A 22679-nucleotide genomic window follows, 5' to 3' on the forward strand; every position below is an offset into this window, starting at 1 on the left:
GGGCGTTCGTTCCTCCGGCTCAGTTCTCCGTGTGGAGAAGCGCGTCGAGCCGGGCCGCGTCGACGGTTTCCGCGACCGGGTAAGCGTTTTCCGGATTGTCCGCCGCGGCCGTGGCCACCGCGCCCGGACCGCTGAAACCGCTGACCAGGCCCGAGCCTTCCGGCGCTGTCGCCGGATCGGTGCCGGTGTGCGCGATCCGGTTGTCGCCGTCCACGAACACGATCCGGGGCTCGTAGGTGGCGGCCTCGGCGGAGTCCATCTGCCCGTAGGCGATCAGGATCACCAGGTCGCCGGGGTGCACCAGGTGCGCGGCGGCGCCGTTGATGCCGAGCACCCCGCTGTCCCGCTCGCCCCTGATGACGTAGGTCTCCAGCCGGGCCCCGTTCGTGACGTCCACAATGGACACCATTTCGCCGGGCAGCAGATCGGCCGCTTCCATCAGCGTCTCGTCCACCGTGACCGAGCCGACATAGTGCAGGTTCGCCTGGGTCACGGTCGCGCGATGGATCTTCGACTTCAGCATCGTGCGTAACATGTTCTCCCTCTCAGCGCCGGTTCTGTGCGCTCTGGTGCCCGCTGCCCGCGAGCACCACGGCGGCGTTGTCGATCAACCGGGTACGGCCCACCCTGGCGGCGACCAGCAGCCGCGCCTGGCCGTCGGCGGGTGCCGGACCGAGATCCGGTCCGCGTAGTTCGAGATAGTCGACGGCGACCCGTTCCCGGGTGGACAGGGTTTCCCGGGCGGCGGCGAGCACCGCTTGGGCGCCTCGCGGTCCGGCGTGCGCGCCTGCCGTCAGTGCCGCGGAAAGCACGACGGCGTCGGCCCTGTCGGTTTCCGACAGATAGGCATTGCGCGACGACAAGGCCAGGCCGTCCGGCTCACGAACCGTCGGCACCCCGATCACGCGGGTCGGGATATTCAGATCCCGCGCCATCCGCCGGAGCAGGACGAGCTGCTGGTAATCCTTTTCTCCGAAGAAAGCGTGATCCGGGCGCACGATATTGAACAGCTTCGACACGACCGTGAGGACTCCGGTGAAATGGCCGGGCCTGCTCGCGCCCTCCAGTTCGTCTCCCAGCGGTCCGGGATTCACCGTGACGGTGTGGCCTTCGGCATAAAGGTCGTCGGTCTTGGGCACGAACGCGAGTTCCACGCCGGCTTCGGCGAGCGCGGCCAGATCCCGTTCGAGAGGCCGGGGATAGGCCTCGAAATCCTCGCCTTGGCCGAATTGCAGCGGATTGACGAAGATCGAGACGGCGACGACGGTGTTCGGCAGCCGCTTGGCGCGCCGGATGAGTTCGCGATGCCCGGCGTGCAACGCGCCCATGGTGGGCACCAGCGCGAGCTTGCGCCCGGCGAGCCGGAGCGCGCTGGTGACCCGGCTGACGTCGTCCGGGGTCTGGAAGGTGTTCAGCTGCCCACGGCTGAATTTCGGTGTCGTCACTGGTCTTCCTCGAGGAGTTCGGTTATTTCGGCCGCCGCGTCGCCGGCGAGCAGACCCGCGGCCACGGCACGGGCAACGGTGCGCTCCGCCAGTGCCGAATAGCACTTCGCGACCTCCGGAGCCCCTTCGCGCAACACGCTCAGATGAGCGCGGACCGTTCCGGCGTCACCACGCGCGACCGGCCCGGTGAGCGCCCGGTCGCCGTGCCGGAGTGCATTGTCCAGCGCGGCCGACAGCAGGGGTCCGAGCATTCGCTCCGGGTTCGCGACTCCGGAGTCGCGAAGGAGATCCGCGCAGTCGTTGACCAACGTGACGAGGTGGTTCGCGCCATGCGCCAGCGCGGCGTGATAGCGCGGCCGGGCCTGCTCCGGTACGCGCACCGGTTCGGCACCCATCTCCATGGTAAGTGCCTCGCCCACGTTCCAGGCGACCTCGTCGCCGGCCTCGGCGGTGACCCCGACGCTGCTGGAGACCATCCGTTGCAGGTCCTCCTCGCGGCCGGTGAAGGTCATCACCGGATGCAGCGCCAACGGCAACGCGCCGACCTCGGCGGCATGCCGAAGGACGCCGATACCGTGCGCGCCGGAGGTGTGGATCACGATCTGGCCGGTGCGCCAGGAACCGGTGGCGGCGAGCCCGCGGACCAGTCCCGGCAGCGTGTCATCGGGTACCGCGAGCAGGACGAGGTCGGCGGCGGCGACCACCTGGTCGGGTGGGAGCAACGGAACGCCGGGGAGCAGCCGCTCCGCGCGATCGTGCGAATCCCGGGAGATGCCGGAGGCCGCGACCACGGTGTGGCCGGCGCGGGCCAGCGCCGCGCCCAGCACACTGCCCGCCCGGCCCGCGGAGATCACCCCGACGGCAAGCCTCGCGGGGCGGGTCATCTCGCGTCCCTCCGGCCGGTCGAGCCTGCCGGTCCCGGGGGACGTGTCGCGCACCTGTGCACCACTGCGTAACTCCTCGGTTCGTTCCAGTCCCGCTCTTCGGCCGCGGGTACCGGACGACGGCGCGAGAGTAGCCCGGAGCGCGGCGGAGCGCGGCGCCGAGGTGACCAGCTTCACCGCCCCGGGTCATGTGTCTGGCTGTCTTCGTCCGCCAGTTTGACCGCTTCCGCCCGCGCGGCACGCAGCGTCGCGAGCAGTTCCCGCTCGCGCGCGGCATTCCCCGCGCTTCCGTTGCGGCGCTTGAGGAAGGCGAGTTCGGTCACGCTGGCCTGGTAGGCGGCCACCGCCTTGGCGGCCTGGGGACCGGACTCCTTCCGTGCCTGCCGCCGCCACTTACGGCGCCCCTGAAGGCTGGTCAGCAGGTCCACCTCGGAGGCGGCGATCCAGCGTGCCCGCACCATCGCCGGCAGCGCCGCCGCGATGATGCGCTGCTCCCGGCGGCGCTGCAGACCCACCAGCAACGCCACCGCGAGGAACATCGGGACCATGATCAGGAAGTAGACGTCGAGAAAGGCTTGCGCGCCGCCGAGTGTCGCCGCACCGTTCCACAGCGCGTGCAACGCGACGGCGGCGAGATAGCCGCCGAGCGGCGCGAGGATCCGCTGCGCGCGGTTCGTCGCTCGCGCGGCGATCCCGACGCCGACGCCGGTGAGCGCGGCGAACAGCGGATGGGTGAACGGGGAAAGCACGCCACGCAACACGAACGCGGCCACCACGCCGTTGCTCGTGGCGTCGCCGAAACCATGCTCGGCGAAGGCGCGGCCGAAGTAGTAGATGTTCTCGGTGAAGGCGAAGCCCGCGGCGGTGATCCCGGCGTAGACGATTCCGTCGACGACGCCGTCGAACTCGTCCCGGCGCCGCAAAAGAACACCGAGGACGAATGCGCCCTTCGCGGCCTCTTCGACCAGTGGCGCGGACAACAGGGCGCTGATCTTGCCGCCGTTGCCCCGCCCGAGCAGCAGGTCACCGACCGTCGCCGCGGTGTTGTTGAGGAGCAGCGCGATGATCGCCGCGATGCACGCGCCCCAGACGAAGGCCGACAGCAACAACTTCGCCGGTTCGGGTTCCCAGCGGTCGATCCACAGGAACACCGCCACGACCACGACGACCGGGATCAGCGCGCCTGCCGTGCCGATGGCCGCCGCGAGCGGGCCGACCCGCACGGTCACGAGCGCGAGCAGCGTCAGCCCGGAGACCGCGACCACGATGAGGCCGAGTACGGGCAGCAGTACGGTGATCCTGCGAGGTGCCGTCACGCTTCGGAACTCTACGGTGACCATTCACCGAGGGATGTGTCGTATGGCGCACTCGGACAGACGCCCCTGTTGACGAAGGTCAAAACTGCTAGTCCTCGGCGCGGCGGCGCCGGCGCGGCGGGCCCGAGGGCGACCCGCCATTCGCCGCGAGGAGTTCGCTCACCGAACGTCCCGCGGAGTGCGAACCGGTGTCCTCCGGCTCGGCGCGCCGCGCGGGTTCCATCTCCGGCCGTGAACGTCCCGCGCGCGTGCGGCCGCTTTCGCCGGCGGGCTGCATCCACGACGACGTCTGGCCTTCCGCGCGCCGCCTGCGTCCACCCGCGGGCTCGGCCGGTGGCGGAGTGTCCTCCTCCGGGCGGCGACGACGCCCGCCCGGCCGTCCCTGCGCGGCGAGACGTCGTGCCTCTTCCGGCAGCGTGGGGTTGTTCACCGCCGAGGTCTTGCGGGGCGGTTTGGTCAGTTTCTCCAGTTCACGCCCGGCCGCGGGGGACCGTTCGGCGGAGGATCTGAAGGACCGCACCTCGGCCGGGGGGCTGGACCGCTCCACCGGAGCCAGGCCGCCCCGGGTGTCCACACGCCTTTCCCGCTCCACCGGAGCCAAGCCGCCCCGGGTGTCCACACGCCTTTCCCGCTCCACCGGAGCCAAGCCGCCCCGGGTGTCCACACGCCTTTCCCGCTGAAGCGGGCGCCTTTCCGGCGGCGGCGCGGGTTTCTGACGATCTTCGCGGAGCCCCCGGGCTGGAGCCGGTTCGGCGGCACCGCGCCGGAGGCCGCCCGCCGCGGGAGCCTGGCGGACGGGGGGAAGGCCGGTCGCCGTCTTGTTCTCCCACGGCGGAGTCGCGTCCTCGTCGAGCGCCGGGGACTCCTGCGTCGGCTGCTCGACGGCCGGGATCGAGGGGCGGCTGCGTTCCGCCCGGCCGAAGGCCGGGCGGGTCATTTCCGTCGGTGGCTGCTTCCTCGAAGGCGGGGGTGGGGTGGCCCGCGTCTGGAAGCGCGTCCTCTCCCCACGGTCCTCGGCTCTGGCCGCGCCACCCGGGTTCTGCCGCGGCGGCGGTGCGGGTTCGCTTTTGGCCACCCGGCGGGGTGGCAGATCCATCGACCGTTCCGGCCGCCGCGGTTCCGGCGCGGCGGGACGAGCCATGGCGGGCCTGCCCACCGGTTTGTCCCTGACCCGGTCCATCATCTCGGTCGGGCGGTCGACTCCTTCGGGCTTCTTCACCGGGGGAAGCGCGGGCCTGCTGGCGGGCCCCTGCCGGGAGGAGTCGACCAGTTTCTGTTCCTCCCGCAGCGCCCGCATCCGGGTCGCCTGGGCCGTCAGGGAAAGCCGCTCGAGCAGCACTTCGCCGCCGAAGAGGGATTGGAGGCTGTCGCGGAGCGCGCCGATTTCGGCTCGCAGGTCTTCCAGTTCCTTCCGGGCATCTTCGTCGCGCCGCTCGCGCACCTCGGACTCGAGTTCCAACTCGAACTCACGGCGGGCGGCGATCTCGCGCTCCAGCTCCAGCTCGTAGATCTCCTGGGCCTGCGCGACCGCGTCTTCGGTGCTCGTCGCCTGCTTGCGGTAGCGGACGGCCAGAAATCCGCCGACCAGCGCCGCCCACAGCGCCGCGACGATGCCGAGCCTGAGGTAACGAGTGTCGTCGGCCATTACGAGCGCGATCGTCGCCCCGCCGGCGAGGGTCACGCCGACTACGAACCACGGCCCGCCCACGGCGCGGCCGCGCGAGTCGTCACCCACGCCAGTCATGCCCAATACCGTACCCGCTAGTTATCCCGTTGAGACCAATTTGGTACTTCGAGCGGTCACTTCATAGCGTTAACCGGTACGGTCGTTTTGGCGATCCTGATCACCTTGATCCGGCGTCCGGCAGCAGTGCTCCAGCCACAGGGCGGCCGCGACGAGGGCCGCCGCGCTGATGATCCCTACGATCGCGCTGCGCACGTCGCCCGTCGCCGCGGTGATCTGTCCGAGCTTCGGCACCAGCGCCACGAGCACACCGAGCCACGCGCCGGCCATGAGCGCGCCGAGCAAGGACGACGCCTTCGCCAGCGCCACCGCCCTGGCGACACCGATCGCCCCGGCGAGCCGGCCCTCACGGATGCGCGCGCGAAGAGAAAAAGCGAGCACACCTTCGATCACGGCCAACACGAGCAGGGTCACTCCGGCGGGGGTCGGCAACCGCGGCATCGAGCCGTACGCGAATTCGAAGGCGAGGTAGGCGAGTACCAAGCCGATCAGTCCGGGCACCACGAGCTCGCGAGGCCTGGTGAAGTGCATACGGCCACGGTAACCAATCCGGCCGGACGTTCGTGCGACGCTTGACTCTCCAGTGACTGGAGGGTCGAGCATGGCTTTCGTGGGCAGGACGTTCAGCATCGGGGAACTGGCGCGCCGCACCGGACTGCCGGTGAAGACCATCCGGTTCTACTCCGACGAGGGACTGCTTCCGCCCACCGACCGCACGCCTTCGGGCTACCGGCGCTACGACGTCCGGTGCCTGGCCCGGCTCGAGCTGATCAAGACGCTGCGCGAGCTCGGCCTGGGACTGACCGAAGTGTCCCGGATCCTGGCCAGGGAGGCGACCGTGCCGCAACTCGCGGCACGGCACGTCGAGGCTCTCGACGAGCAGATCCGCCGGTTGCGGTTACGCCGGGCGGTCCTGCGAGCGGTCGTGAAACGGGAATCCGAACCGGAGGAAGTGAAACTGATGAACAAGCTGGCTTCGATGTCGGACGAGGAACGCGCCCGGCTGCTGGACGAGTTCTGGGCGGAGATGACCGCGGGCCTGACCGTGGATTCGGAGTTCTACGGGCGGATGACCTCGGCGAAACCGGTACTACCCGATGATCCGACGCCCGAGCAACTGGAGGCGTGGGTCGAGTTCGCCGAACTGATCTCCGATCCCGGTTTCCGGCAGGTCGTCCGCGGCATGAGCGAACGGCACGCGGCCTCCCTCGAAGCGGGAGAGAACCCTTCGCCCGTTCCGCCGGAACAGTGGCCGGACTGGATGGCCCGGGCACGCGAATGCCTCGACGCCGGTCTCGCCCCCGACACCGCGGAGGCACGGGCACTGGCCGGCGAGCTGGCCCGGGCCTGCGCTCCAGCCGGACGCGACGGCGACGATCCGGCCTTCCGTCTCGAACTCGCGGACCGCATCGACTCCGGTGGCGACGCCAGGGCGGAACGGTACTGGCAACTGCTGGCGATCATGAACGGATGGCCGCCCATCCCCACTCAACAGCCCACCGTCTCCTGGCTCGTCTCCGCCCTCCGCGCCTGAAGTCTGAGGGCGTTCGCGCGGATCAGAGCGACAGGTCGGGGCGGCGGCGGACGGCGGCCCGGTCGGCGGCGGGCAGGGCCGCGAGAAGGTCGCGGACGAGCCCGTGACCGGGTAGTTCGGCCTCGGGGTCGATCTCCAGCCACGGGATCAGGACGGTCGCACGGGTGGGCGTGCCGGGGTGCGGAAGCAGCAATTCGGGATCGTCGGAGCGGACACCGTCGACCGTGACGACGTCGACGTCCAGGGTGCGCGGGCCCCATCGGCGCTCGCGCACCCGGCCCGCCGCCCGTTCCAGTTCCTGGCCGGCGTGCAGCCAGGCCCAGTGATCCCGTGCCGGATCGTCCACTGTGCACACCGCGTTGAGGAAGTCCGGTTGGTCCTCGACTCCCCACGGTTCGGTTTCGTAGACGCTGGAGACGGCGACGACCGCGGGACCGAGCCCGTCGAGCACCGATTTCAGGAAACCCAGCCGGTCGCCGAGATTGGATCCCAGCGAAAGGACCGCCCGGCTCATCGTTCCCGCCGGACGGTGACCGCCACGTCGTCGAAGGTGAGCGGAATCGGTGCCGACGGCTTGTGCACGGTCACTTCGACCGCGCGCACTCTTTTGTCGAGCAACACGTCTCCGGCGATCTTCCCGGCCACCGCTTCGATCAGGTCGTACGGCTCGCCGGCCACGACAGCCGCGGCGCGCTCGGCGAGTCCGCCGTAATCCAGGGTGTGCGCCAGGTCGTCGGTGGCGGCGGCTTCGGCCAGGTCCAGCCACACCGTGAGATCGACGCGGAACTCCTGTCCATCCCGCTTTTCGTGTTCGAAAACACCGTGCCGCCCGAACACCCGCAGGCCGGTGAGCGTGATCCGGTCGCGGTCAGACATGCCCACGGCGCCAAGCCGCGACCACGGCGACGGCATCGAGCGAAGCCTCGACCGAGTGCACCCGCACGCCCCAGGCACCGGCCGCCGCGGCCAAGGTGGTGATCGCCGCGGTCGCGTCCTCGCGGCCCGACGGCGGCCGGGGCTCACCGTCCACATCGGCCAGCAGGCGACCGAGAAAACGTTTTCTGGAAGCGCCCACCAGCACCGGGAATCCCAGCGACAGCAACGAATCCAGCCGATGCAACAAGGCCCAGTCGTGTTCGGCCCGCTTGGCGAACCCCAGGCCCGGGTCGAGCACGATGTTTTCCGGGGCCACGCCCGCGGCGAGTGCCGCTTCCGTCCTCGCGGTCAGTTCGTCGCGCACTTCACCGACCACGTCCCGGTAGGTCGCCAGCGCGTTCATGTCCTTGCTGTGGCCACGCCAGTGCATCAGGATCCAGGGCACTTCGGCGCCCGCCGCGACCTTCGCCATGGCGGGATCGGCCAGCCCACCCGACACGTCGTTGATGATCCGCGCTCCCGCGTCGAGCGCCGCCTCCGCGACCGCCGCGCGGGTGGTGTCCACGGACAGCCGGAGTCCGTCCGCGGCCAGCGTCCGGATCACCGGCAACACCCGCGCTATCTCGGTTTCGGGGTCCACTCTGGACGCGCCCGGCCGCGTCGATTCACCGCCGACATCGATGATGTCCGCGCCACGCGCCCACATTTCCCGCGCGTGCGCGAGCGCGGCGTCCACATCCAGATAGCGGCCGCCGTCGGAGAACGAATCGGGCGTGACGTTGAGGACGCCCATCACCACACATCGCCCCGGCGACGGCAGCGGGATCATCGTCGGCCCTTGATCAGGTCCAGTGCTTCCGCCCGGGAGGACGCCGAAGTCTTCAGCAACCCCCGCACCGCCGAGGTGGTGGTGCGGGCACCGGGTTTGCGGATTCCCCGCATCGCCATGCAGAGGTGTTCCGCCTCCACGACCACGATCACGCCACGCGGCTCCAGCCTGCGGTTCATGGCATCCGCGATCTGGGAGGTCAGCCGTTCCTGTACCTGCGGACGCTTGGCGTAAAGATCGACGAGCCGCGCCAGCTTGGACAGCCCGGTGACCCTGCCCTGCGCGTTCGGGATGTAGCCGACGTGCGCCACACCGTGGAAGGGGACCAGGTGATGCTCGCAGGTCGAGTACATCGGAATGTCGGTGACCAGCACCAGTTCCTCGTGCGCCTCTTCGAAGGTGCGGTCGAGGACCGAGTCCGGATCGCTGTAAAGGCCGGCGAACATTTCCTGGTAGGCGCGGGCCACCCGGGCCGGGGTCTCCTGGAGACCTTCCCGGTCCGGGTCCTCGCCACAGGCCAGCAACAGTTCACGAACGGCCTTCTCCGCCCGTGCCTGGTCGAAAACCGGCCCGTGGGGCGGAAAAAGCTCACTCGGGTCGATCTTGACCATCCTGCTCGTCGGAGTCCCGCTTGCGGCTGCCGCCTTCACCGGGTGCCTGCCGCCACTCGTCGGACGGCCGCCAGCCCTGCTGGCCACCGGGCTGAGTCGCGGGCTTCCACCCCGGAGGCGCTCCGTAGTTCGGCGGTCCGGACTGCTGGCCGCCGTGGTACGGCTGCGAATACTGCCCCGTTCCGTTCGGGCCGTAGGGGCGCCCGCCGTTGGGCGGAGCGTACGGATTCGATGACGGTTCGGACGGGCCGTGGCCGTAGGCGGGCCGTTCGGACCCACCCGACGTGCTGCCCACCGGAGCCGGTTCCGGCTGAGGAGCCTTCTCCTCTTCCGGCGGGGGCCACGGTTCGCCGCGTTCCATCGCCAGTTCGCCCGGCGTCTTGATCGGCGGCTTGTCCGACGGCGTGCGCTCACCGAACTCGTTGAACACGGTGATGTGCGGCCGCTTCTCCACCGTGGCGAAGATCCGCTCGAGATCCTTGCGCTGCAGGGTTTCCTTCTCCAGCAGTTCGAAGACCAGATCGTCGAGCACGTCGCGGTAGGTGTTGAGCACCTCCCACGCCTCGGTGTGCGCGGTCTCGATCAGCTTGCGGACCTCTTCGTCGATCTCGTGCGCGACTTCCAGCGAGTAGTCCGGCTGGCGGCCCGCCGAGCGGCCCAGGAACGGGTCACCCTGGTCCTGGCCGTACTTCACCGCACCGAGCCGGGCGCTCATGCCGTACTCGGTGACCATCGCCTTGGCGATCTTGGTGGCCTGTTCGATGTCGGACGACGCCCCCGTGGTGGGCTCGTGGAAGACGAGTTCCTCCGCGGTCCGTCCGCCCAGCGCGAACACCAGGCGCGCGATCATCTCCGAACGGGTCATCAGCTGCTTGTCGTCCTCGGGGACGACCAGGGCGTGCCCGCCGGTGCGCCCACGCGGGAGGATGGTCAGCTTGTAGACCGGCTCGAGATCGGGCATCGCCCAGGCGGCCAGCGCGTGCCCGCCCTCGTGGTAGGCGGTGATCTTCTTCTCCTTCTCGGAGATGATCCGGCTCTTGCGTGCCGGACCGCCGATCACCCGGTCCACCGACTCTTCGAGCGCCGCGTCGGCGATCACGTGGCCGCCCTGGCGAGCGGTCAGCAGCGCCGCCTCGTTGATCACGTTGGCCAGGTCGGCACCGGACATGCCCACGGTGCGCTTGGCCAGCGCCTCCAGGTCGACGTTCTGCGCCAGGGGCTTGCCCTTGGAGTGCACCTGCAGAATCGCGCGGCGACCACGCAGATCCGGCGCGGAAACCGGGATCTGCCGGTCGAACCGGCCGGGACGCAGCAACGCCGGGTCGAGGATGTCGGGCCGGTTGGTCGCGGCGATCAGGATGATCCCGCCCCGCGAGTCGAAACCGTCCATCTCGACCAGCAACTGGTTCAGCGTCTGCTCGCGCTCGTCGTGCCCACCACCGAGGCCGGCGCCACGCTGGCGGCCGACCGCGTCGATCTCGTCGACGAAGATGATGCACGGCGCGTTCTGCTTGGCCTGCTCGAACAGATCACGCACCCGCGAGGCACCGACACCGACGAACATCTCCACGAAGTCGGAACCGGAAATCGTGTAGAAGGGGACTCCGGCCTCGCCGGCCACGGCACGGGCCAGCAGCGTCTTACCGGTACCGGGCGGTCCGTAGAGCAGCACGCCCTTCGGGATCTTCGCGCCGAGCGCCTGATAGCGCGCCGGGTTCTGCAGGAAGTCCTTGATCTCGTACAGCTCTTCGACGGCCTCGTCCGCCCCCGCGACATCGCCGAAGGTGGTCTTGGGCATGTCCTTGTTCAGCTGTTTCGCCTTGGACTTGCCGAAGTTGAGCACCCGGTTCCCGCCGCCCTGGGCGTTGTTCATCATCCACATCAACAGCAGGAGCAACAGGCCCAGCGGGATCATGTAGATCAACAGCGACTGGAACCACGACTGCTGCGTGACCGTGGTACTGAACTTGATGTTCTTGCTGATCAGATCGTCGTAGATCGGCCGAGTGGCATCCGATGGATAGGACGAGATGACCTGGTCGACCTGCTGGCCGTCCATATCGATCTTGTTGTTGAGCGACAGCTTGAGCTGCTGCTCCTTGTCCTGGATGCTCGCCTCCTTCACATTGCCCGCGTTGATCTGCGCGATGGCCTGTGAAGTGGGGATCTGGGTGTAGCCGCGGTTGCTGTCGAAGATGGTGCTGAACGCGAAATAGAGCAGCAGAACCGCGACGATCCACAGCAGTGGGTTCTTGAGCAGGCGCTTCCGGTCCATATCCTCGGCCGTGCTGGCCTTGACCCTCCCTGGTTAGGCGGTAGATGTGACCATCCGCCGTCACGGTGTAGACAACAACTAACGGGGGTGCGAGGGACACCCGTCTAACCAGGGTACAGTCCGCATGCGCTGGACACCTGCACGAGTCTCCTGCTGGTCAACGGCCGATCATGCCGAGTGGTTCCCCGGCGCTCTCCACCGCCGGAAGAGCCATGCCGGACCAGCACGGACGAGCGCGTTCGCCGTCCGCGGTCAGTGCCTGTCGGTGAGCGCGACGACCATATCGGTGAGCCTGCCTCGCAGCGTCTTGGCGTCGGCGGGCGCCACGGTCATCCATTCCCGGCCGTCCGCTCCGGGCCTGGCCAGGCTCAGGTAGCGGCCGGTCGCGGTATCGAACCAGGCCAGCACCGGGGAACGCTGCCGACCACCCAGCTCGCCACGGACGTTCACGGCGAGCTGGCCGCCGCGCAAACGCGGCTGTCCGGTCAACCGCGCGTAGGTCTCGCGGGGATCGGTGACCTGCTCCGCCAGCGAACCCCGGCGCCGCCGGGACCGGCTCTCGGTGGAGTCCCCCGTCGGCACGGCCGTCCGGTTCGGCGGGATGCGCAGCGCCTCCTCGACGGGAAGTGTGACCGATGCCTCAGTACCGCGAGTCCCGTGCGGGAGCAGACCGACCACCTCGGAGACGAGGCCTTCGGCGAACGTGGGCCGGAGCCAGAAGCCGTCGGTGTCCTGGATCGCGATCACACCCTGTTCACCGTCCGAGGCCGCGAGGATGCCGACCGGAGGCTTCTGGAAATCGGGAATGTGCAGCGCGTCGATGCTGAGTGACCCTCTGGCCAGAGTCGCGCACCAGTCTTCGAGCCGCGGGTCGAGCCGTCCGGACTGATCACGCAGGCCGCGCGCCTGGAGTTCGACGTTCGCGCGGCGGCGCAACATGGCACGCTCGTCCTCGGTGGCCCCGTGCGACCGCGCTCGGAGCGGGTAGGGCATCTCGCCGAGATCGGCCGCCTCCCAGAGGAAGTCGAAGGCCAGTGGCGTGAAGAACTCCTGACCGTTCACCAAGCTCCCCCTGGAGCCAGGTTCGGGCTCGCGGCGCCGGAGAGCATCTCGCCCAGACGATGCCGCAGGGTGGCCGCGTCCGCCGGTGCGATGGTGATCCAGTCGCGCCCGTCGTGGCCGCGGGTCGCCTGGGTGAAGTACCGTCCGGCATCGGTGTCGAACCAGCTCAGCACCGGCGCACGGGACTTGCTCCCCAGGTGACCACGGATGTTGGCGCCGATCTGACCGCCCCGCAGCCTGGGCTGGGCCTGCAGCCGGGCCAATGCCTTGCGGTCGTCGCCGCCGCTCGTCCGTCCGGTCCCGGCACCGTCAGGACCGGGCACGTCCGCCCGGCCGCCACGGCGCTGCAGGAAGTCGGCTCCGGTCTCGGTGACCAGTTGGTCGAGCGGAACGGTGATCGACTTCTCCGACCCGCGCGGGACGGCGGGCAGGAGCGACACGATCGCGCTCGCCAGGGCGTCCGGCGGCAACGGCTGGAAGTGGAAACCACGGTCGTCCTGCACCGTGAGCAGGCCCTGCCCGCCCAGTGCCGCCGCGACGGCGAGCAACGGCCGCGCGCCGGGCGCGAGGATGTGCACCGAGTCCAGACTGACCTCGGATCCGGCCAGCACCTCGAAGAGGTCCAGGACCTCCGGCACGGGCCTGCCCCGGCCGTCGGCGATTCCTCGCTGGGCAAGGCCGGCGAGGATCTGTCCACGGAGATGGGCTCGCTCGTCGAGGGTCGCCCCGTGGGAACGCATCTCCAGCGGGTAGGGCAGCTCCCCCTCGCCGAAAGACTCCCAGAGAAAGTCCAGTTCCGGCGGGGTGAGCAGCACCGCTCGGGTCATCTGGTCGCTCCTTCGCTCGCGGCTCGCGCACCCGGAAAGCACGCACAGCTACCGCGCTGTTCGTTACCAGTCCGACGTCGGTCACCGGGAAACCGGGTGACTACAAGTAGATCGGTTGCGGACCGTCCCCGCCTACTTTTGGTCGGATTGGTAACAGGCTGCGCGAGGCGAGTCACCGCTGTGTTGTTCTCCCGCCGTGCTCGCCGTGGCGCGCGGACACACCGTGCCGCGCGCCACGGTCAGTCTTACCAGCCCTAGTCGTCCTCGTCCTCGTCCCACGCACCGATCACCGGCTGAGCGGTCGCGACGTTCGCGCCGAACGCCTCGTCGGGGTCGGCCTCGACGAGGAACGAGGCACGGTTGTGCTCCTGGTCCTCCTCGGGCTGCGCGCCGCCACCACCCATGGTGGGCGGCGGTGCGGCCTGTGACCCACCGATGGTGCCACCACTGTTGATCAGCCCCTGGTTCTGCGGGCCGACGTGCCCCTGCTGCTGTTCGGCGTTGTCGGTGCTCGCGGTCGCGGTCGCGTCGGACTGCTTCGCGCCGGACTTGTTGCCCTTGCCGAGCACCGCTCTGCCTGCCGCGGCGCCGAGACCGGTGGCGGCGAGGCCGATGCCGGCCCCCAGGGCCGCCGCTCCTCCGCTGGAGGAGGTCGGGACGCCGGAAGAAGCGCCGGGACCCGCACCCGAGGTCTCCCCACCGGGGAGCCCACCGCCGAGACCGCCCACGGGACCTCCCGGCCCGCCGGCGGCTCCCTGCCCGCCCCGCACGCCGAACCCGGACCCGCCACGGCCTCCTTCGGAGAAGCCCGCGGCGACCGCGCCGACCGACCCGACCGACACACCGCCGGCGATCCCGGACGCGCCGCCCACGGACGAAGCGTGCGTCGCGCCGATGTTGCCGTCGGGCGGAAGCCCGAGCGACGCGGGGCCGAAACTCGGCGTCCGATGGTCCACTTCGGACAACGACTGGGTGTAGGCGTTGAAGTACCGGACCTGCTGCGCGTGGACCGCCTTCGCCTCGTCGGACTGCTTCTTCATGTCCGCGCACATCGCGGCGGGCCCGCCCGCCAGCATGGCCGCGGTGTGCTGGGCGGGATCGAAGGTCTTGGGTGCCGGCATCTTCTTGACCTCGGCCGCGGCCGCCGCCTGCTGTGCCAGCCGCGCGGCCATGGTGTGCGCGGCGTCACCCGCCTGCTGGCTGGAGTTCGCGATGCCGACCAGCGCGCCCTGCGCGGACGACGCGCCCTTGCCGATCCAGACGTTGCCCAGCTCGCTGATCGCGTTGTAGAGGTCGTTGGCGGCCTGGTGCAGCTCTTCGCCGTGGTTGCGCCAGGCCTGACCGGTCGCCTCGGCGGTGGCCGGGTCGTTGTTCTGGGTCGCCCCCCGGTAGAGCTGCTCGCTCTCCTGCGAGGCCCAGTTCGGCGGACTGCCGATCGCGCGGTCGGAACCGTAGTCGAAGCCACCGGCGGAGTTGCGCGCCTGCTGGACCATGGCCGCGCTCTCGTCGTTGTCGCCCAGCTGGACCGGGGCCCCTTCGCTCGGATAAGTCATCGTGGATCAGACCTCCTGGCTTCCGGAGAGGGTGTCGGAGGCCTCCTGCTCGATCCGGTGGTACTGCTGCATCGCCGCGAGGACGCCCTTCTCCGCCTGGTCGTACTGGTTGTAGAGGTTCTGCAGGGCGTCGGCGTAGGAGTCGCCGCCACCGTCCGCGCGCTTCGAGAACTTCTCCGCGATCGCCCGGCCGACCGGGTTCGCGCCGAGCTTCGGGGGCTCGGCCAGCGAACTGGCTTCGCGCAGCAGGTTCTCCACGGAATCCTTCCCGGTGCGGATCTTCTTCAGCACAGCCTGCGCCGCATCCGGGTCCACCCCCAGCTGACCGTTCACCGCGGCGGCCCGGAAGGCCGCGCAGTCCGCGTTGCTGTTCCCCATCAGTTCACTCCTACCCCAAGTCGGCGCCGGTACACGGCCCGTGCAGCTAGGTTAGCCCAACCGAACTCGGGATATGACGGATTCCGGAAGCTTCGGGTTCCGATTTTTATCCGTTATAGACAGCCGGATCGAGCGTCGCGATGTAGGGAAGATCGCGATAGCGCTCGGCGTAGTCCAGGCCGTACCCCACGACGAATTCGTTGGGGATGTCGAAGCCCACGTACTTGACCGGCACGTCGACCTTGACCGCTTCGGGCTTGCGCAGCAGCGAACAGACATCGAGCGACGCCGGATTGCGGCTGGCCAGGTTCTTGAGCAGCCAGGACAGCGTGAGGCCGGAGTCGACGATGTCCTCGACGATCAGGACGTGCCGCCCGGCGATGTCACGGTCGAGATCCTTGAGGATGCGGACCACACCGGAGGAGGAGGTGGACGAACCGTAGGAGGAGACGGCCATGAACTCCAGTTGAGCGGGCATCGGGAGGGCACGGGCGAAGTCGGTCATGAACATGACCGCTCCCTTCAGCACGCCGACGAGCAGGAGGTCGCCGGTCACACCGTCGTGGAGGTAATCATTCGCGATCTGCTTGGCGAGTTCGGTGATCTTGTCCTGGATCTGCTGCTCGGTGACGAGCACGGAGGCGATCTCGCCTTCGTACACGGGTCATTCCCCTTTTGTTTCGCGACTATTCAGTGCAAGCCTGCCATGGGCCCGCCCGGCCACCAAGCCGCCGGGCAGCCAGACCCCGCCCTGACCCCGCCAATCGCCGGCAAGCGCGTCCACCGAGCGCAAATGCCCCTCTGTGAGATCGCGCACGCCGGCTTCGAGCAGCCACGTGCGCAGCGCTCGGCGGCGCAGAGCAGGCGGCGCCGCGGCCAGGACGGCGGCGTCGAGCCCGGCGCCATCACGGGCCTCGGCGAGCAGTTCGTCCGCGAGCGCGTCGAGGGCTTCGAGGTCCTCGCGCACCTGAGCGGCGGTGCGGGCGAGCGCCGCGGACACACCGCCGTTGAGAACGTCTTCCAGCAGCGGCAGGACCTCGTTCCGCAGCCGCACCCGGGTGAATCGCGGGTCGGCGTTGTGCGGGTCCTCCCACGGCTTCGCACCGAGTTCCGCGCACGCCTGCCGGGTCAGCGAACGCGGTACGTCCAGCAGCGGTCTGCCCCATGGCCGATCCAGCCGCCGCATCCCGGCGACCGACCGGGGACCGGACCCGCGGCCGAGCCCGAGCAGCACCGTCTCGGCCTGGTCGTCGCGAGTGTGGCCCAGCAGGACGAGCGCGTCGTCACGGGACAGCGCTCCACGCAGCGCGGCGTAGCGGGCCCGGCGCGCGGCGGCCTCGGGGCCCCCGCTGCCGGTGACCGCCACCGTCAGCACTTCGGCGCTGTCCGCCCCCAGCTTCCGTGCGAGCGCGGCGGCGTCCGAGGCGACCTGGGCGGACCCTTCCTGAAGTCCGTGGTCCACGACGAGGGCACGCACCGCCAGGCCCAGACGGTGACCGGCGTGCGCGGTGGCTTCGGTGAGCGCCAGCGAATCGGCACCGCCGGAAACCGCCACGGCCAGTTCGCCGCACTCCAGCGGAGTCAGGAACTCCCGGACGACCCGCCGCAGTGCGACGACCGCCCGGTCAGCCATGAACGCGCCGGACCCAGGCGGCCGGATCGGCGATCTCCGCGCGGGTGGGCAGGGTGTTCGGCGAGGTCCACACCGCGTTGAAGCCCTCCATTCCCACCCGGTCGACGACCTGACGGGTGAACGCGGCACCCTGCGCGTACTGACGGATCTTCGCGTCGACGCCGAGCAGGCTGCGCAGGACGCGGTCCAGGATCCCGCCGCCGCGGCGACGGACGGTGAAGCGCGCCCGGATGGTTTCCACCGAGGGGACCACCCCCGGTCCCACCGCGTCCATCACGTAGTCGGCGTGCCCTTCGAGCAGCGTCGACAGCGCGAGCAGCCGGTCGAACACGGCCCGCTGTTCCGGCGACCGCAGGAGCTGCCCGAGCGCGAGCACCCCGTCCGCCTTGGTGCGCCGCGCTTCCCGCACGGCGTCCGGGATCCGCCCCAGAAGATCGGGAAGGCTTTCCCCGTTGTTGCCGGTCAACCCGCCGACCAGCCGCTCCACCTCGTCCGCGAAGTAGTCCTTGAGCCAGCCGACCGCGGTGAACTGCAACCGGTGCGTGCTCTCGTGCAGGCACACCCACATCCGGAAGTCGCGGCCCGGCACGTCCAGCGCCTGCTGCGCGGTCACCACGTTCGGTGCGACCAGCAGCAACCGGCCGGAGGAGTCCGAGCCGCCGAACGGGTCGTACTGCCCCAGCACGCGGGAGGCGAGAAAGGCCAGCACGACGCCGGTCTGCACGCCGGCGCTGCCGGCCAGGATCGGGCCGAGGGGATTGGCGGGCAGGGATTTCAGTGCCCGGCTCGTCAACGCGTCGAGCCCCGCGGCGGCCGACCGCACCCAGCCCGGCCTGTCCACCACCTCGCCGGGACGCAGCGGCAGCCCGCTCCCCAGTCCGGTCAAGCCGCGGACGTGGTTTTCCGCCGGCTGAGTGAGCTCACGCAACTCGCTCACGGCGAGCCGCGCCTCTTCCGGCGACACCGAAGGGCCGCCACGTACCAGGAAGGCGCCCGTAGACGCGGCGAGCGACCAGTCCACCACCGGCCGCGCCCTGTCCTCGCTCACCGTGCTCACCTGTCCGACGCTACCTGGCCTTTTCGGTCGTGTCTTCCCGCTCGCGCCGCGTCACCGGCAGCCGCAGCCGCGCAGCGCGGCCGCCACGACGTCGAGCGCGGCGCGGCCCGCGTTCTGGTCAGAGCCGTTCGACATCAGCGTGAAGGAGAGCACCCTGCCGTCCGCGTCCAGCACATAGCCCGCGAGCGTGTTGACGTTGGAGAGGGTGCCCGTCTTGGCACGCACCCACCCCTTGCCCGGCGACGACGCGGGGTCGCCGTAACGACCGGCCAGCGTGCCGCTGCCGCCGGCCACCGGCAGACCGTCGAGCAGCGCGCGCAGCTTCGGGGTACGCGGGTCCTTGCCGTCCGGTGCCGCCGCCACCGCCAGCAACTGGGCCAGCAGCTTCGCGGGAGCCCTGTTCTGCGTGGACAGGCCACTGGCGTCGCTGAGCTGCACGCCCGAAAGATCGAAACCGTTCTGGGACAGCACACGCTTGGTGGTGTCGGCTACTCCGGCGAACGTGGCCGGCGCGCCGGTGGCGATGGCGGTCTGCCGCCCGATCATCTCGGCCAGGGTGTTGTCGGAGAGCTGGAGCAATCTGCTGATGGTCTCGGTGATCGGCGCGGAGTGAACCTCACCGAGCACCTTCCCGCTCTTCGGTGCCGTCGTCGTCCCGCCGGCCGAGGCGCCGAGCCTGCGCGCGAACTCCTGGAGCAGCGCGGCGGAGGGGTCGTTGACGTGATGGGATCCCTCGTTGGTGGCATCGACCAGCCCGCCGTCGAGCATGCCCGAAACGATGGGGGCCGCGTACGTCGGCACGTCTCCCGCTTCCCAGCCAGGGGCGCTGGTGTCCCCGCTGAAGAGGGAGGTGTCGATTTCCACCCGCCTGACCGAACCGCCCACGGACCGCTTGACCTGGGCCACGAGATCGTCGAGGTGCGCGGCGCCCGGGTAGACCGATTTCTGGCCAGGAGCGAGGCCGGACAGCGTCGGATCGCCGCCCGGGACAAGGATCACCGTGTCCGGGGTCGGGCCGGCCACCACCTTCGTGCTCAGTTGCATACCGTGGTCGAGCGTCAACAATGCGGCCGACATGGTGAGCAGCTTGGTCGCCGACGCCGGGGTGAGCGGCGAGGTCGAACTGTGGTCCCACAGGGTCGAACCGGTGGCCGGGTCGATCACGATGCCGGTCAACTGGGCCAGCGCCGGGTTCCCGGCGGGGCCGGACAGCTGGCCGGCAACCCCGGAGTTCGTCGGCGCGGAGGCCGACGGGTTCGGTGCCTTGAGCGCCAGGTTCACCGTGGCGGGTGACGGTTCGTCACCCTTGGGCAGGTTCGGCGCCCACGGCAGGCCCAGCCGGTTCGACACGTAGGGCACCGCGCTCGCTCCGCCCAGTGCGAGCACCAGGAGCAGGACGACGCCGCCCACGAGGAGACCGCGCCGCCGCTTGCGACGGGGAGGTTCTTCGGGCGGTGGAGGCTGTTCCTGGGAACCCGGCGCGGCCACATGAATCTCACCGGTCGGTTCGATGCGCATCGGTCGCGCGTTGGCCATCGACGCCGGAGGCACGGGTCTTTCCGGCGGCGGCTGCCGGGGCGGTCCCAAGGGCGGCGAAGGTGCCTGCTGGCGATGCGGAACCTGCCGCAACTGCTGGACCTGCGGAGGCGGTGGCCCCGGCCGCTGCTGGAACCACGGCTGAGTCGGCTGACCGGACTGCGCCTGCGAACTCTGTTGCGGCTGCGAACCCGGCTGCGGCTGGCGGCTCTGCTGAGCTTGCGAGGGGCTCTGCTGCGGCTGGCGGCTCTGCTGAGGCTGCTGCGAGCTCCACGGTGGCTGCGGAGGGCTCTGCTGCGGCGGCGAACCCTGTTTGGGCTGCGAAGCGCCCTGCTGAGGCTGACGCCCCCGCTCGGACTGCGGCGAACTCCGCTGCGGCGGCGAACCCGGCTGCGGCTGGCGGCCCTGCTCGGACTGCGGTGAGCTCCGCTGGGGCTGCGAACCCTGCTTCGGCTGCGGAGAATCCTGCTGAGATTGCGAAGCGCTCTGCTGCGACTGGCGACCCTGCTCCGACTGCGAACTCCGCTGCGGCGGCGAACCCTGCTTCGGCTGCGAAGAACCCTGCTGAGATTGCGAAGCACTCTGCTGCGGCTGCGAGTCCTGCTTCGGTTGCGAAGAGCCCTGCTGCGGCTGGCGGGCACGCTCCGGCTGCTGGTCGGACTGCGGCTGCGAACTCTTCTGGGACTGCGAAGACTGGCGCCCCTGCTGAGACGGCGAGGGAGTCCGCGGAGACTGCGGTGAGCTCTGCTGAGACTGGCCACCTTGCTCGGACTGCGGCGAGTTCCGCTGCGCCTGCTCGCCCGCCTTCGGCCGCGAATCCGCCTGGGACTGCGAATCCGCTTGACCCTGCCGGAACGCCTCTGGTTGCGCCCGCGACGGACGCGAGGGCTGCTGTGGCTGGGCCTTCGCCCAGACGGTCGGGGCCTCGGGCGTGGCCGGGCTCGCCGGCAACTCGGAGGTCTCCTGTCCTTCCTGCGCCGGGCGACTTTGCTCCTTTTCCTCTTCCCCCTTGCCACCGGACACGTCCGAGTCGTCCGAAGGCCACTGTGGATCTTGCTCGTCCGGCGGCACGCACCCTCCTACCTGGTGTCAAGCGCATTGGCCGGGATCACAGGTTGTCAAGCCGACATCCGTGCGACCTCGCGGCTGCGCGTGGTCCACACTAGTGAAGTCAAGTCAGTGAAACCGTAGCCGCGTGTGCGGCGAGAAAAAGACGAGGTCAGCGAGGCCGTGGAGTTCGACGCCACCATCGAAATCCCCAAAGGGGAGCGCAACAAGTACGAATTGGATCACAAGACCGGACGGATCAAGCTGGACCGGACCCTGTTCACCGCCACGCAGTATCCCGCCGACTACGGCTTCATCGACGACACGCTGGGCCAGGACGGCGACCCCCTCGACGTGCTGGTCCTGGTCCAGGAGCCGACCTTCCCGGGTTGCCTCGTGCGCTGCCGCGCCATCGGCATGTTCCGCATGACCGACGAAAAGGGCCCGGACGACAAGGTGATCGCGGTGCCCTCGGCGGACCCGCGTTTGGAGCACCTGCGTGACATCCACCACCTCAACGAATTCCACAAGCTGGAAATCCAGCATTTCTTCGAGGTGTACAAGGATCTGGAACCCGGCAAGAGCGTCGAGGGCTCGACCTGGGCGGGGCGGATGGAGGCCGAAGCCGAAATCAAACGCTCCTACGAGCGTCAGGCGAGCCAGTCGGCCGACTCCCACTGACGGGTCCGGCGGCCGAGGTCACCGATAACGAGGAAGGTGGCTTTACTACGGATAGTCCGTAGTAAAGCCACCTTCCTTCGTTTCGCGGGCCCACACCGTGGGTCCGCGGTCGTCTTTACGCGCGGTAGCCGGGAATGGGGTAGGCACCCAGCAGGTCCCGCACCTCGCCCGCGATCTTGTCCAGGGCGGGCTCGTCCTCGGCGATGGCCGCGGCGATGGTCCGGTCGATCCATTCGGCGATCCGAGGCTGGTGCTCCGGCGTCAGGCCACGGGTGGTGATGGCTCCGGTGCCGAGCCGGATGCCGGACGGGTCGAACGGCTTGCGCGGATCGAAGGGCACCGTGTTGTAGTTCAGTTCGATCCCCGCGCGGTCCAGCGCCTGCGCCGCCGGTTTCCCACCGATGTGCTTGTTCGTGAGGTCGACCAGCAGCAGGTGGTTGTCGGTGCCGCCGGAAACCAGGTCGAAGCCGCGCTCGAGCAGCGCCTCGGCGAGCGCCTTCGCGTTCGCGACGATGGCATGCGCGTAGTCGCGGAACTCCGGCTGCGCGGCCTCACCGAGCGCGACGGCGATGGCGGCCGTGGTGTGGTTGTGCGGCCCGCCCTGCAACCCGGGGAACACCGCCTTGTCCACCGCCTTGGCGTGTTCGGCGTCGCTGAGGATCATCGCGCCACGCGGCCCGCGCAGCGTCTTGTGGGTGGTGGTGGTGATCACCGGCGCGTGCCCGACGGGCGAAGGATGCGCGCCGCCCGCGACCAGGCCCGCGATGTGGGCGATGTCCGCGACCAGGACCGCGCCGACCTCGCGGGCGATCTCGGCGAAGGCCGGGAAGTCGATCGTGCGCGGGATCGCCGTGCCGCCCGCGAAGATCAGCTTCGGGCGGTGCTCCAGCGCCAGTTCCCGGACCTGGTCGAGGTCGACCCGGCCGGTCTCCTTCCGCACGCCGTAGCGCACCGCGTTGAACCACTTGCCGGTCGCCGACACGGTCCAGCCGTGGGTGAGATGGCCGCCGTCCGGCAACGCCATGCCGAGGATCGTGTCGCCGGGTTCGGCGAAGGCGAGATAGGTGGCGAGGTTGGCCGGGGAACCGGAATAGGGCTGCACGTTGGCGTGGTCGACGCCGAACACGGACTTCGCCCGCTCGATGGCGATCCGTTCGATCTGGTCGACGTACTGCTGGCCCTCGTAGTACCGCTTGCCGGCGTAGCCCTCCGAATACTTGTTCGTCAGCACGGTGCCGGTGGCTTCCAGCACCGCCTGCGAGACGTAGTTCTCGGAGGCGATCAGGCGGATCTTCTCCGCCTGGCGGCGGGCCTCGTCCTCGACCAGCCCGGCGATCTGGGGGTCGGCGTCGGCGAGTGTCGGAATGGGTGGCTGATGCGTCATCTTCCTA

At 69.8% G+C, this 22679-nt stretch carries 24 protein-coding genes; 4 read left to right on the plus strand and 20 right to left on the minus strand.

The window, feature by feature from the left end; all coding sequences use genetic code 11:
- Window positions 1-19: 19 nt before the first annotated feature.
- The 6 genes from panD to ACFSXZ_RS14560 form a co-directional block, all read right to left on the minus strand.
- Window positions 20-535, minus strand: coding sequence for an aspartate 1-decarboxylase (panD, locus tag ACFSXZ_RS14535; protein ID WP_378265388.1), 516 nt, complete (start codon window positions 533-535; stop codon window positions 20-22).
- 10 nt (window positions 536-545) lie between these two features.
- A complete protein-coding gene (gene panC, locus ACFSXZ_RS14540; protein WP_378265390.1) occupies window positions 546-1445 on the minus strand; it encodes a pantoate--beta-alanine ligase in 900 nt (299 codons plus the stop codon).
- A complete protein-coding gene (locus ACFSXZ_RS14545; protein WP_378265392.1) occupies window positions 1442-2383 on the minus strand; it encodes a Rossmann-like and DUF2520 domain-containing protein in 942 nt (313 codons plus the stop codon). Before ACFSXZ_RS14545 ends, panC begins: the two co-directional genes overlap by 4 nt.
- 119 nt (window positions 2384-2502) lie before the next feature.
- Window positions 2503-3645 carry a PrsW family intramembrane metalloprotease gene (locus ACFSXZ_RS14550; protein WP_378265394.1) on the minus strand — a complete coding sequence of 381 codons (1143 nt, stop codon included), beginning with the start codon at window positions 3643-3645 and terminating at the stop codon, window positions 2503-2505.
- 88 nt (window positions 3646-3733) lie between these two features.
- Window positions 3734-5389, minus strand: coding sequence for a DUF6779 domain-containing protein (locus ACFSXZ_RS14555; RefSeq protein WP_378265396.1), 1656 nt, complete (start codon window positions 5387-5389; stop codon window positions 3734-3736).
- Between the two features lie 69 nt (window positions 5390-5458).
- Complete coding sequence (locus tag ACFSXZ_RS14560; protein ID WP_378265398.1) at window positions 5459-5920, minus strand: DUF3180 domain-containing protein; 462 nt, start codon at window positions 5918-5920, stop codon at window positions 5459-5461.
- A 70-nt stretch (window positions 5921-5990) separates the two neighbouring features.
- Between ACFSXZ_RS14560 and ACFSXZ_RS14565 the strand changes: the two genes are divergently transcribed.
- On the plus strand, window positions 5991-6923 hold the full coding sequence (locus ACFSXZ_RS14565; protein ID WP_378265400.1) for a helix-turn-helix domain-containing protein: 933 nt from the start codon (window positions 5991-5993) through the stop codon (window positions 6921-6923).
- A 22-nt stretch (window positions 6924-6945) separates the two neighbouring features.
- Here ACFSXZ_RS14565 and folK read toward each other — a convergent pair whose 3' ends face one another.
- From folK to dacB, 13 genes are all read right to left on the minus strand, one after another.
- Window positions 6946-7437, minus strand: coding sequence for a 2-amino-4-hydroxy-6-hydroxymethyldihydropteridine diphosphokinase (folK, locus tag ACFSXZ_RS14570; protein ID WP_378265402.1), 492 nt, complete (start codon window positions 7435-7437; stop codon window positions 6946-6948).
- Window positions 7434-7799 (minus strand): dihydroneopterin aldolase, encoded by a 366-nt coding sequence (folB, locus tag ACFSXZ_RS14575; protein ID WP_378265404.1) that lies wholly within the window; start codon window positions 7797-7799, stop codon window positions 7434-7436. Before folB ends, folK begins: the two co-directional genes overlap by 4 nt.
- Window positions 7792-8628: a dihydropteroate synthase gene (gene folP / locus ACFSXZ_RS14580; protein ID WP_378265406.1), complete on the minus strand. Its 837-nt coding sequence runs from the start codon at window positions 8626-8628 to the stop codon at window positions 7792-7794. Before folP ends, folB begins: the two co-directional genes overlap by 8 nt.
- Window positions 8625-9239 carry a GTP cyclohydrolase I FolE gene (gene folE, locus ACFSXZ_RS14585; RefSeq protein ID WP_378265408.1) on the minus strand — a complete coding sequence of 205 codons (615 nt, stop codon included), beginning with the start codon at window positions 9237-9239 and terminating at the stop codon, window positions 8625-8627. Before folE ends, folP begins: the two co-directional genes overlap by 4 nt.
- Window positions 9217-11514: an ATP-dependent zinc metalloprotease FtsH gene (gene ftsH, locus ACFSXZ_RS14590; RefSeq protein WP_378265410.1), complete on the minus strand. Its 2298-nt coding sequence runs from the start codon at window positions 11512-11514 to the stop codon at window positions 9217-9219. Before ftsH ends, folE begins: the two co-directional genes overlap by 23 nt.
- A 252-nt stretch (window positions 11515-11766) precedes the next feature.
- Window positions 11767-12576, minus strand: a complete 810-nt coding sequence (locus ACFSXZ_RS14595; protein WP_378265412.1) for an ESX secretion-associated protein EspG — start codon at window positions 12574-12576, stop codon at window positions 11767-11769.
- Window positions 12573-13403, minus strand: coding sequence for an ESX secretion-associated protein EspG (locus tag ACFSXZ_RS14600; RefSeq protein ID WP_378265414.1), 831 nt, complete (start codon window positions 13401-13403; stop codon window positions 12573-12575). The genes ACFSXZ_RS14595 and ACFSXZ_RS14600 overlap by 4 nt, the downstream gene beginning before the upstream one ends.
- Before the next feature lie 254 nt (window positions 13404-13657).
- Window positions 13658-14956 carry a hypothetical protein gene (locus tag ACFSXZ_RS14605; protein ID WP_378265416.1) on the minus strand — a complete coding sequence of 433 codons (1299 nt, stop codon included), beginning with the start codon at window positions 14954-14956 and terminating at the stop codon, window positions 13658-13660.
- Between the two features lie 6 nt (window positions 14957-14962).
- On the minus strand, window positions 14963-15334 hold the full coding sequence (locus ACFSXZ_RS14610) for a hypothetical protein (RefSeq protein ID WP_378265418.1): 372 nt from the start codon (window positions 15332-15334) through the stop codon (window positions 14963-14965).
- Between the two features lie 106 nt (window positions 15335-15440).
- Complete coding sequence (hpt, locus tag ACFSXZ_RS14615; protein WP_378265420.1) at window positions 15441-15995, minus strand: hypoxanthine phosphoribosyltransferase; 555 nt, start codon at window positions 15993-15995, stop codon at window positions 15441-15443.
- A gap of 3 nt (window positions 15996-15998) precedes the next feature.
- Window positions 15999-16967 carry a tRNA lysidine(34) synthetase TilS gene (tilS, locus tag ACFSXZ_RS14620; RefSeq protein ID WP_378265422.1) on the minus strand — a complete coding sequence of 323 codons (969 nt, stop codon included), beginning with the start codon at window positions 16965-16967 and terminating at the stop codon, window positions 15999-16001.
- Window positions 16960-18015, minus strand: coding sequence for a zinc-dependent metalloprotease (locus ACFSXZ_RS14625; protein WP_378266456.1), 1056 nt, complete (start codon window positions 18013-18015; stop codon window positions 16960-16962). The genes tilS and ACFSXZ_RS14625 overlap by 8 nt, the downstream gene beginning before the upstream one ends.
- A gap of 60 nt (window positions 18016-18075) precedes the next feature.
- The gene (gene dacB, locus ACFSXZ_RS14630) at window positions 18076-19542 is read right to left on the minus strand and encodes a D-alanyl-D-alanine carboxypeptidase/D-alanyl-D-alanine endopeptidase (RefSeq protein WP_378265424.1); all 1467 of its coding nucleotides are present in this window, start codon (window positions 19540-19542) and stop codon (window positions 18076-18078) included.
- Between the two features lie 93 nt (window positions 19543-19635).
- On the opposite strand from dacB, the gene ACFSXZ_RS14635 reads away from it, so the two are divergent.
- The 3 genes from ACFSXZ_RS14635 to ACFSXZ_RS14645 all read left to right on the plus strand — a co-directional run bounded on the left by ACFSXZ_RS14635 (window position 19636) and on the right by ACFSXZ_RS14645 (window position 21288).
- Window positions 19636-19983: a hypothetical protein gene (locus tag ACFSXZ_RS14635; protein ID WP_378265426.1), complete on the plus strand. Its 348-nt coding sequence runs from the start codon at window positions 19636-19638 to the stop codon at window positions 19981-19983.
- 51 nt (window positions 19984-20034) lie between these two features.
- Entirely contained in the window at window positions 20035-20301 is a 267-nt protein-coding gene (locus ACFSXZ_RS14640; RefSeq protein ID WP_378265428.1) for a hypothetical protein, read from the plus strand.
- 489 nt (window positions 20302-20790) lie between these two features.
- Window positions 20791-21288: an inorganic diphosphatase gene (locus ACFSXZ_RS14645; RefSeq protein WP_378266457.1), complete on the plus strand. Its 498-nt coding sequence runs from the start codon at window positions 20791-20793 to the stop codon at window positions 21286-21288.
- A 115-nt stretch (window positions 21289-21403) separates the two neighbouring features.
- Here the strand turns inward: ACFSXZ_RS14645 and ACFSXZ_RS14650 are convergent, their stop codons facing one another.
- Entirely contained in the window at window positions 21404-22672 is a 1269-nt protein-coding gene (locus ACFSXZ_RS14650) for a serine hydroxymethyltransferase (RefSeq protein WP_378265430.1), read from the minus strand.
- Window positions 22673-22679: the final 7 nt, after the last annotated feature.

The sequence above is a fragment of the Amycolatopsis pigmentata genome, from assembly GCF_042684065.1.
Taxonomy (GTDB): domain Bacteria; phylum Actinomycetota; class Actinomycetes; order Mycobacteriales; family Pseudonocardiaceae; genus Amycolatopsis_E; species Amycolatopsis_E pigmentata.

Excerpts from the sequence above, each read along its gene's own strand:
- panD (WP_378265388.1), bottom strand. The coding sequence starts at position 535 with ATGTTACGCACGATGCTGAAGTCGAAGATCCATCGCGCGACCGTGACC.
- ACFSXZ_RS14555 (WP_378265396.1), bottom strand. The coding sequence starts at position 5,389 with ATGACTGGCGTGGGTGACGACTCGCGCGGCCGCGCCGTGGGCGGGCCG.
- ACFSXZ_RS14560 (WP_378265398.1), bottom strand. The coding sequence starts at position 5,920 with ATGCACTTCACCAGGCCTCGCGAGCTCGTGGTGCCCGGACTGATCGGC.
- ACFSXZ_RS14565 (WP_378265400.1), top strand. The coding sequence starts at position 5,991 with ATGGCTTTCGTGGGCAGGACGTTCAGCATCGGGGAACTGGCGCGCCGC.
- folK (WP_378265402.1), bottom strand. The coding sequence starts at position 7,437 with ATGAGCCGGGCGGTCCTTTCGCTGGGATCCAATCTCGGCGACCGGCTG.
- folB (WP_378265404.1), bottom strand. The coding sequence starts at position 7,799 with ATGTCTGACCGCGACCGGATCACGCTCACCGGCCTGCGGGTGTTCGGG.
- folP (WP_378265406.1), bottom strand. The coding sequence starts at position 8,628 with ATGATCCCGCTGCCGTCGCCGGGGCGATGTGTGGTGATGGGCGTCCTC.
- folE (WP_378265408.1), bottom strand. The coding sequence starts at position 9,239 with ATGGTCAAGATCGACCCGAGTGAGCTTTTTCCGCCCCACGGGCCGGTT.
- ftsH (WP_378265410.1), bottom strand. The coding sequence starts at position 11,514 with ATGGACCGGAAGCGCCTGCTCAAGAACCCACTGCTGTGGATCGTCGCG.
- ACFSXZ_RS14600 (WP_378265414.1), bottom strand. The coding sequence starts at position 13,403 with ATGACCCGAGCGGTGCTGCTCACCCCGCCGGAACTGGACTTTCTCTGG.
- ACFSXZ_RS14605 (WP_378265416.1), bottom strand. The coding sequence starts at position 14,956 with ATGACTTATCCGAGCGAAGGGGCCCCGGTCCAGCTGGGCGACAACGAC.
- ACFSXZ_RS14610 (WP_378265418.1), bottom strand. The coding sequence starts at position 15,334 with ATGGGGAACAGCAACGCGGACTGCGCGGCCTTCCGGGCCGCCGCGGTG.
- tilS (WP_378265422.1), bottom strand. The coding sequence starts at position 16,967 with ATGGCTGACCGGGCGGTCGTCGCACTGCGGCGGGTCGTCCGGGAGTTC.
- dacB (WP_378265424.1), bottom strand. The coding sequence starts at position 19,542 with ATGCGCATCGAACCGACCGGTGAGATTCATGTGGCCGCGCCGGGTTCC.
- ACFSXZ_RS14635 (WP_378265426.1), top strand. The coding sequence starts at position 19,636 with ATGCGGAACCTGCCGCAACTGCTGGACCTGCGGAGGCGGTGGCCCCGG.
- ACFSXZ_RS14650 (WP_378265430.1), bottom strand. The coding sequence starts at position 22,672 with ATGACGCATCAGCCACCCATTCCGACACTCGCCGACGCCGACCCCCAG.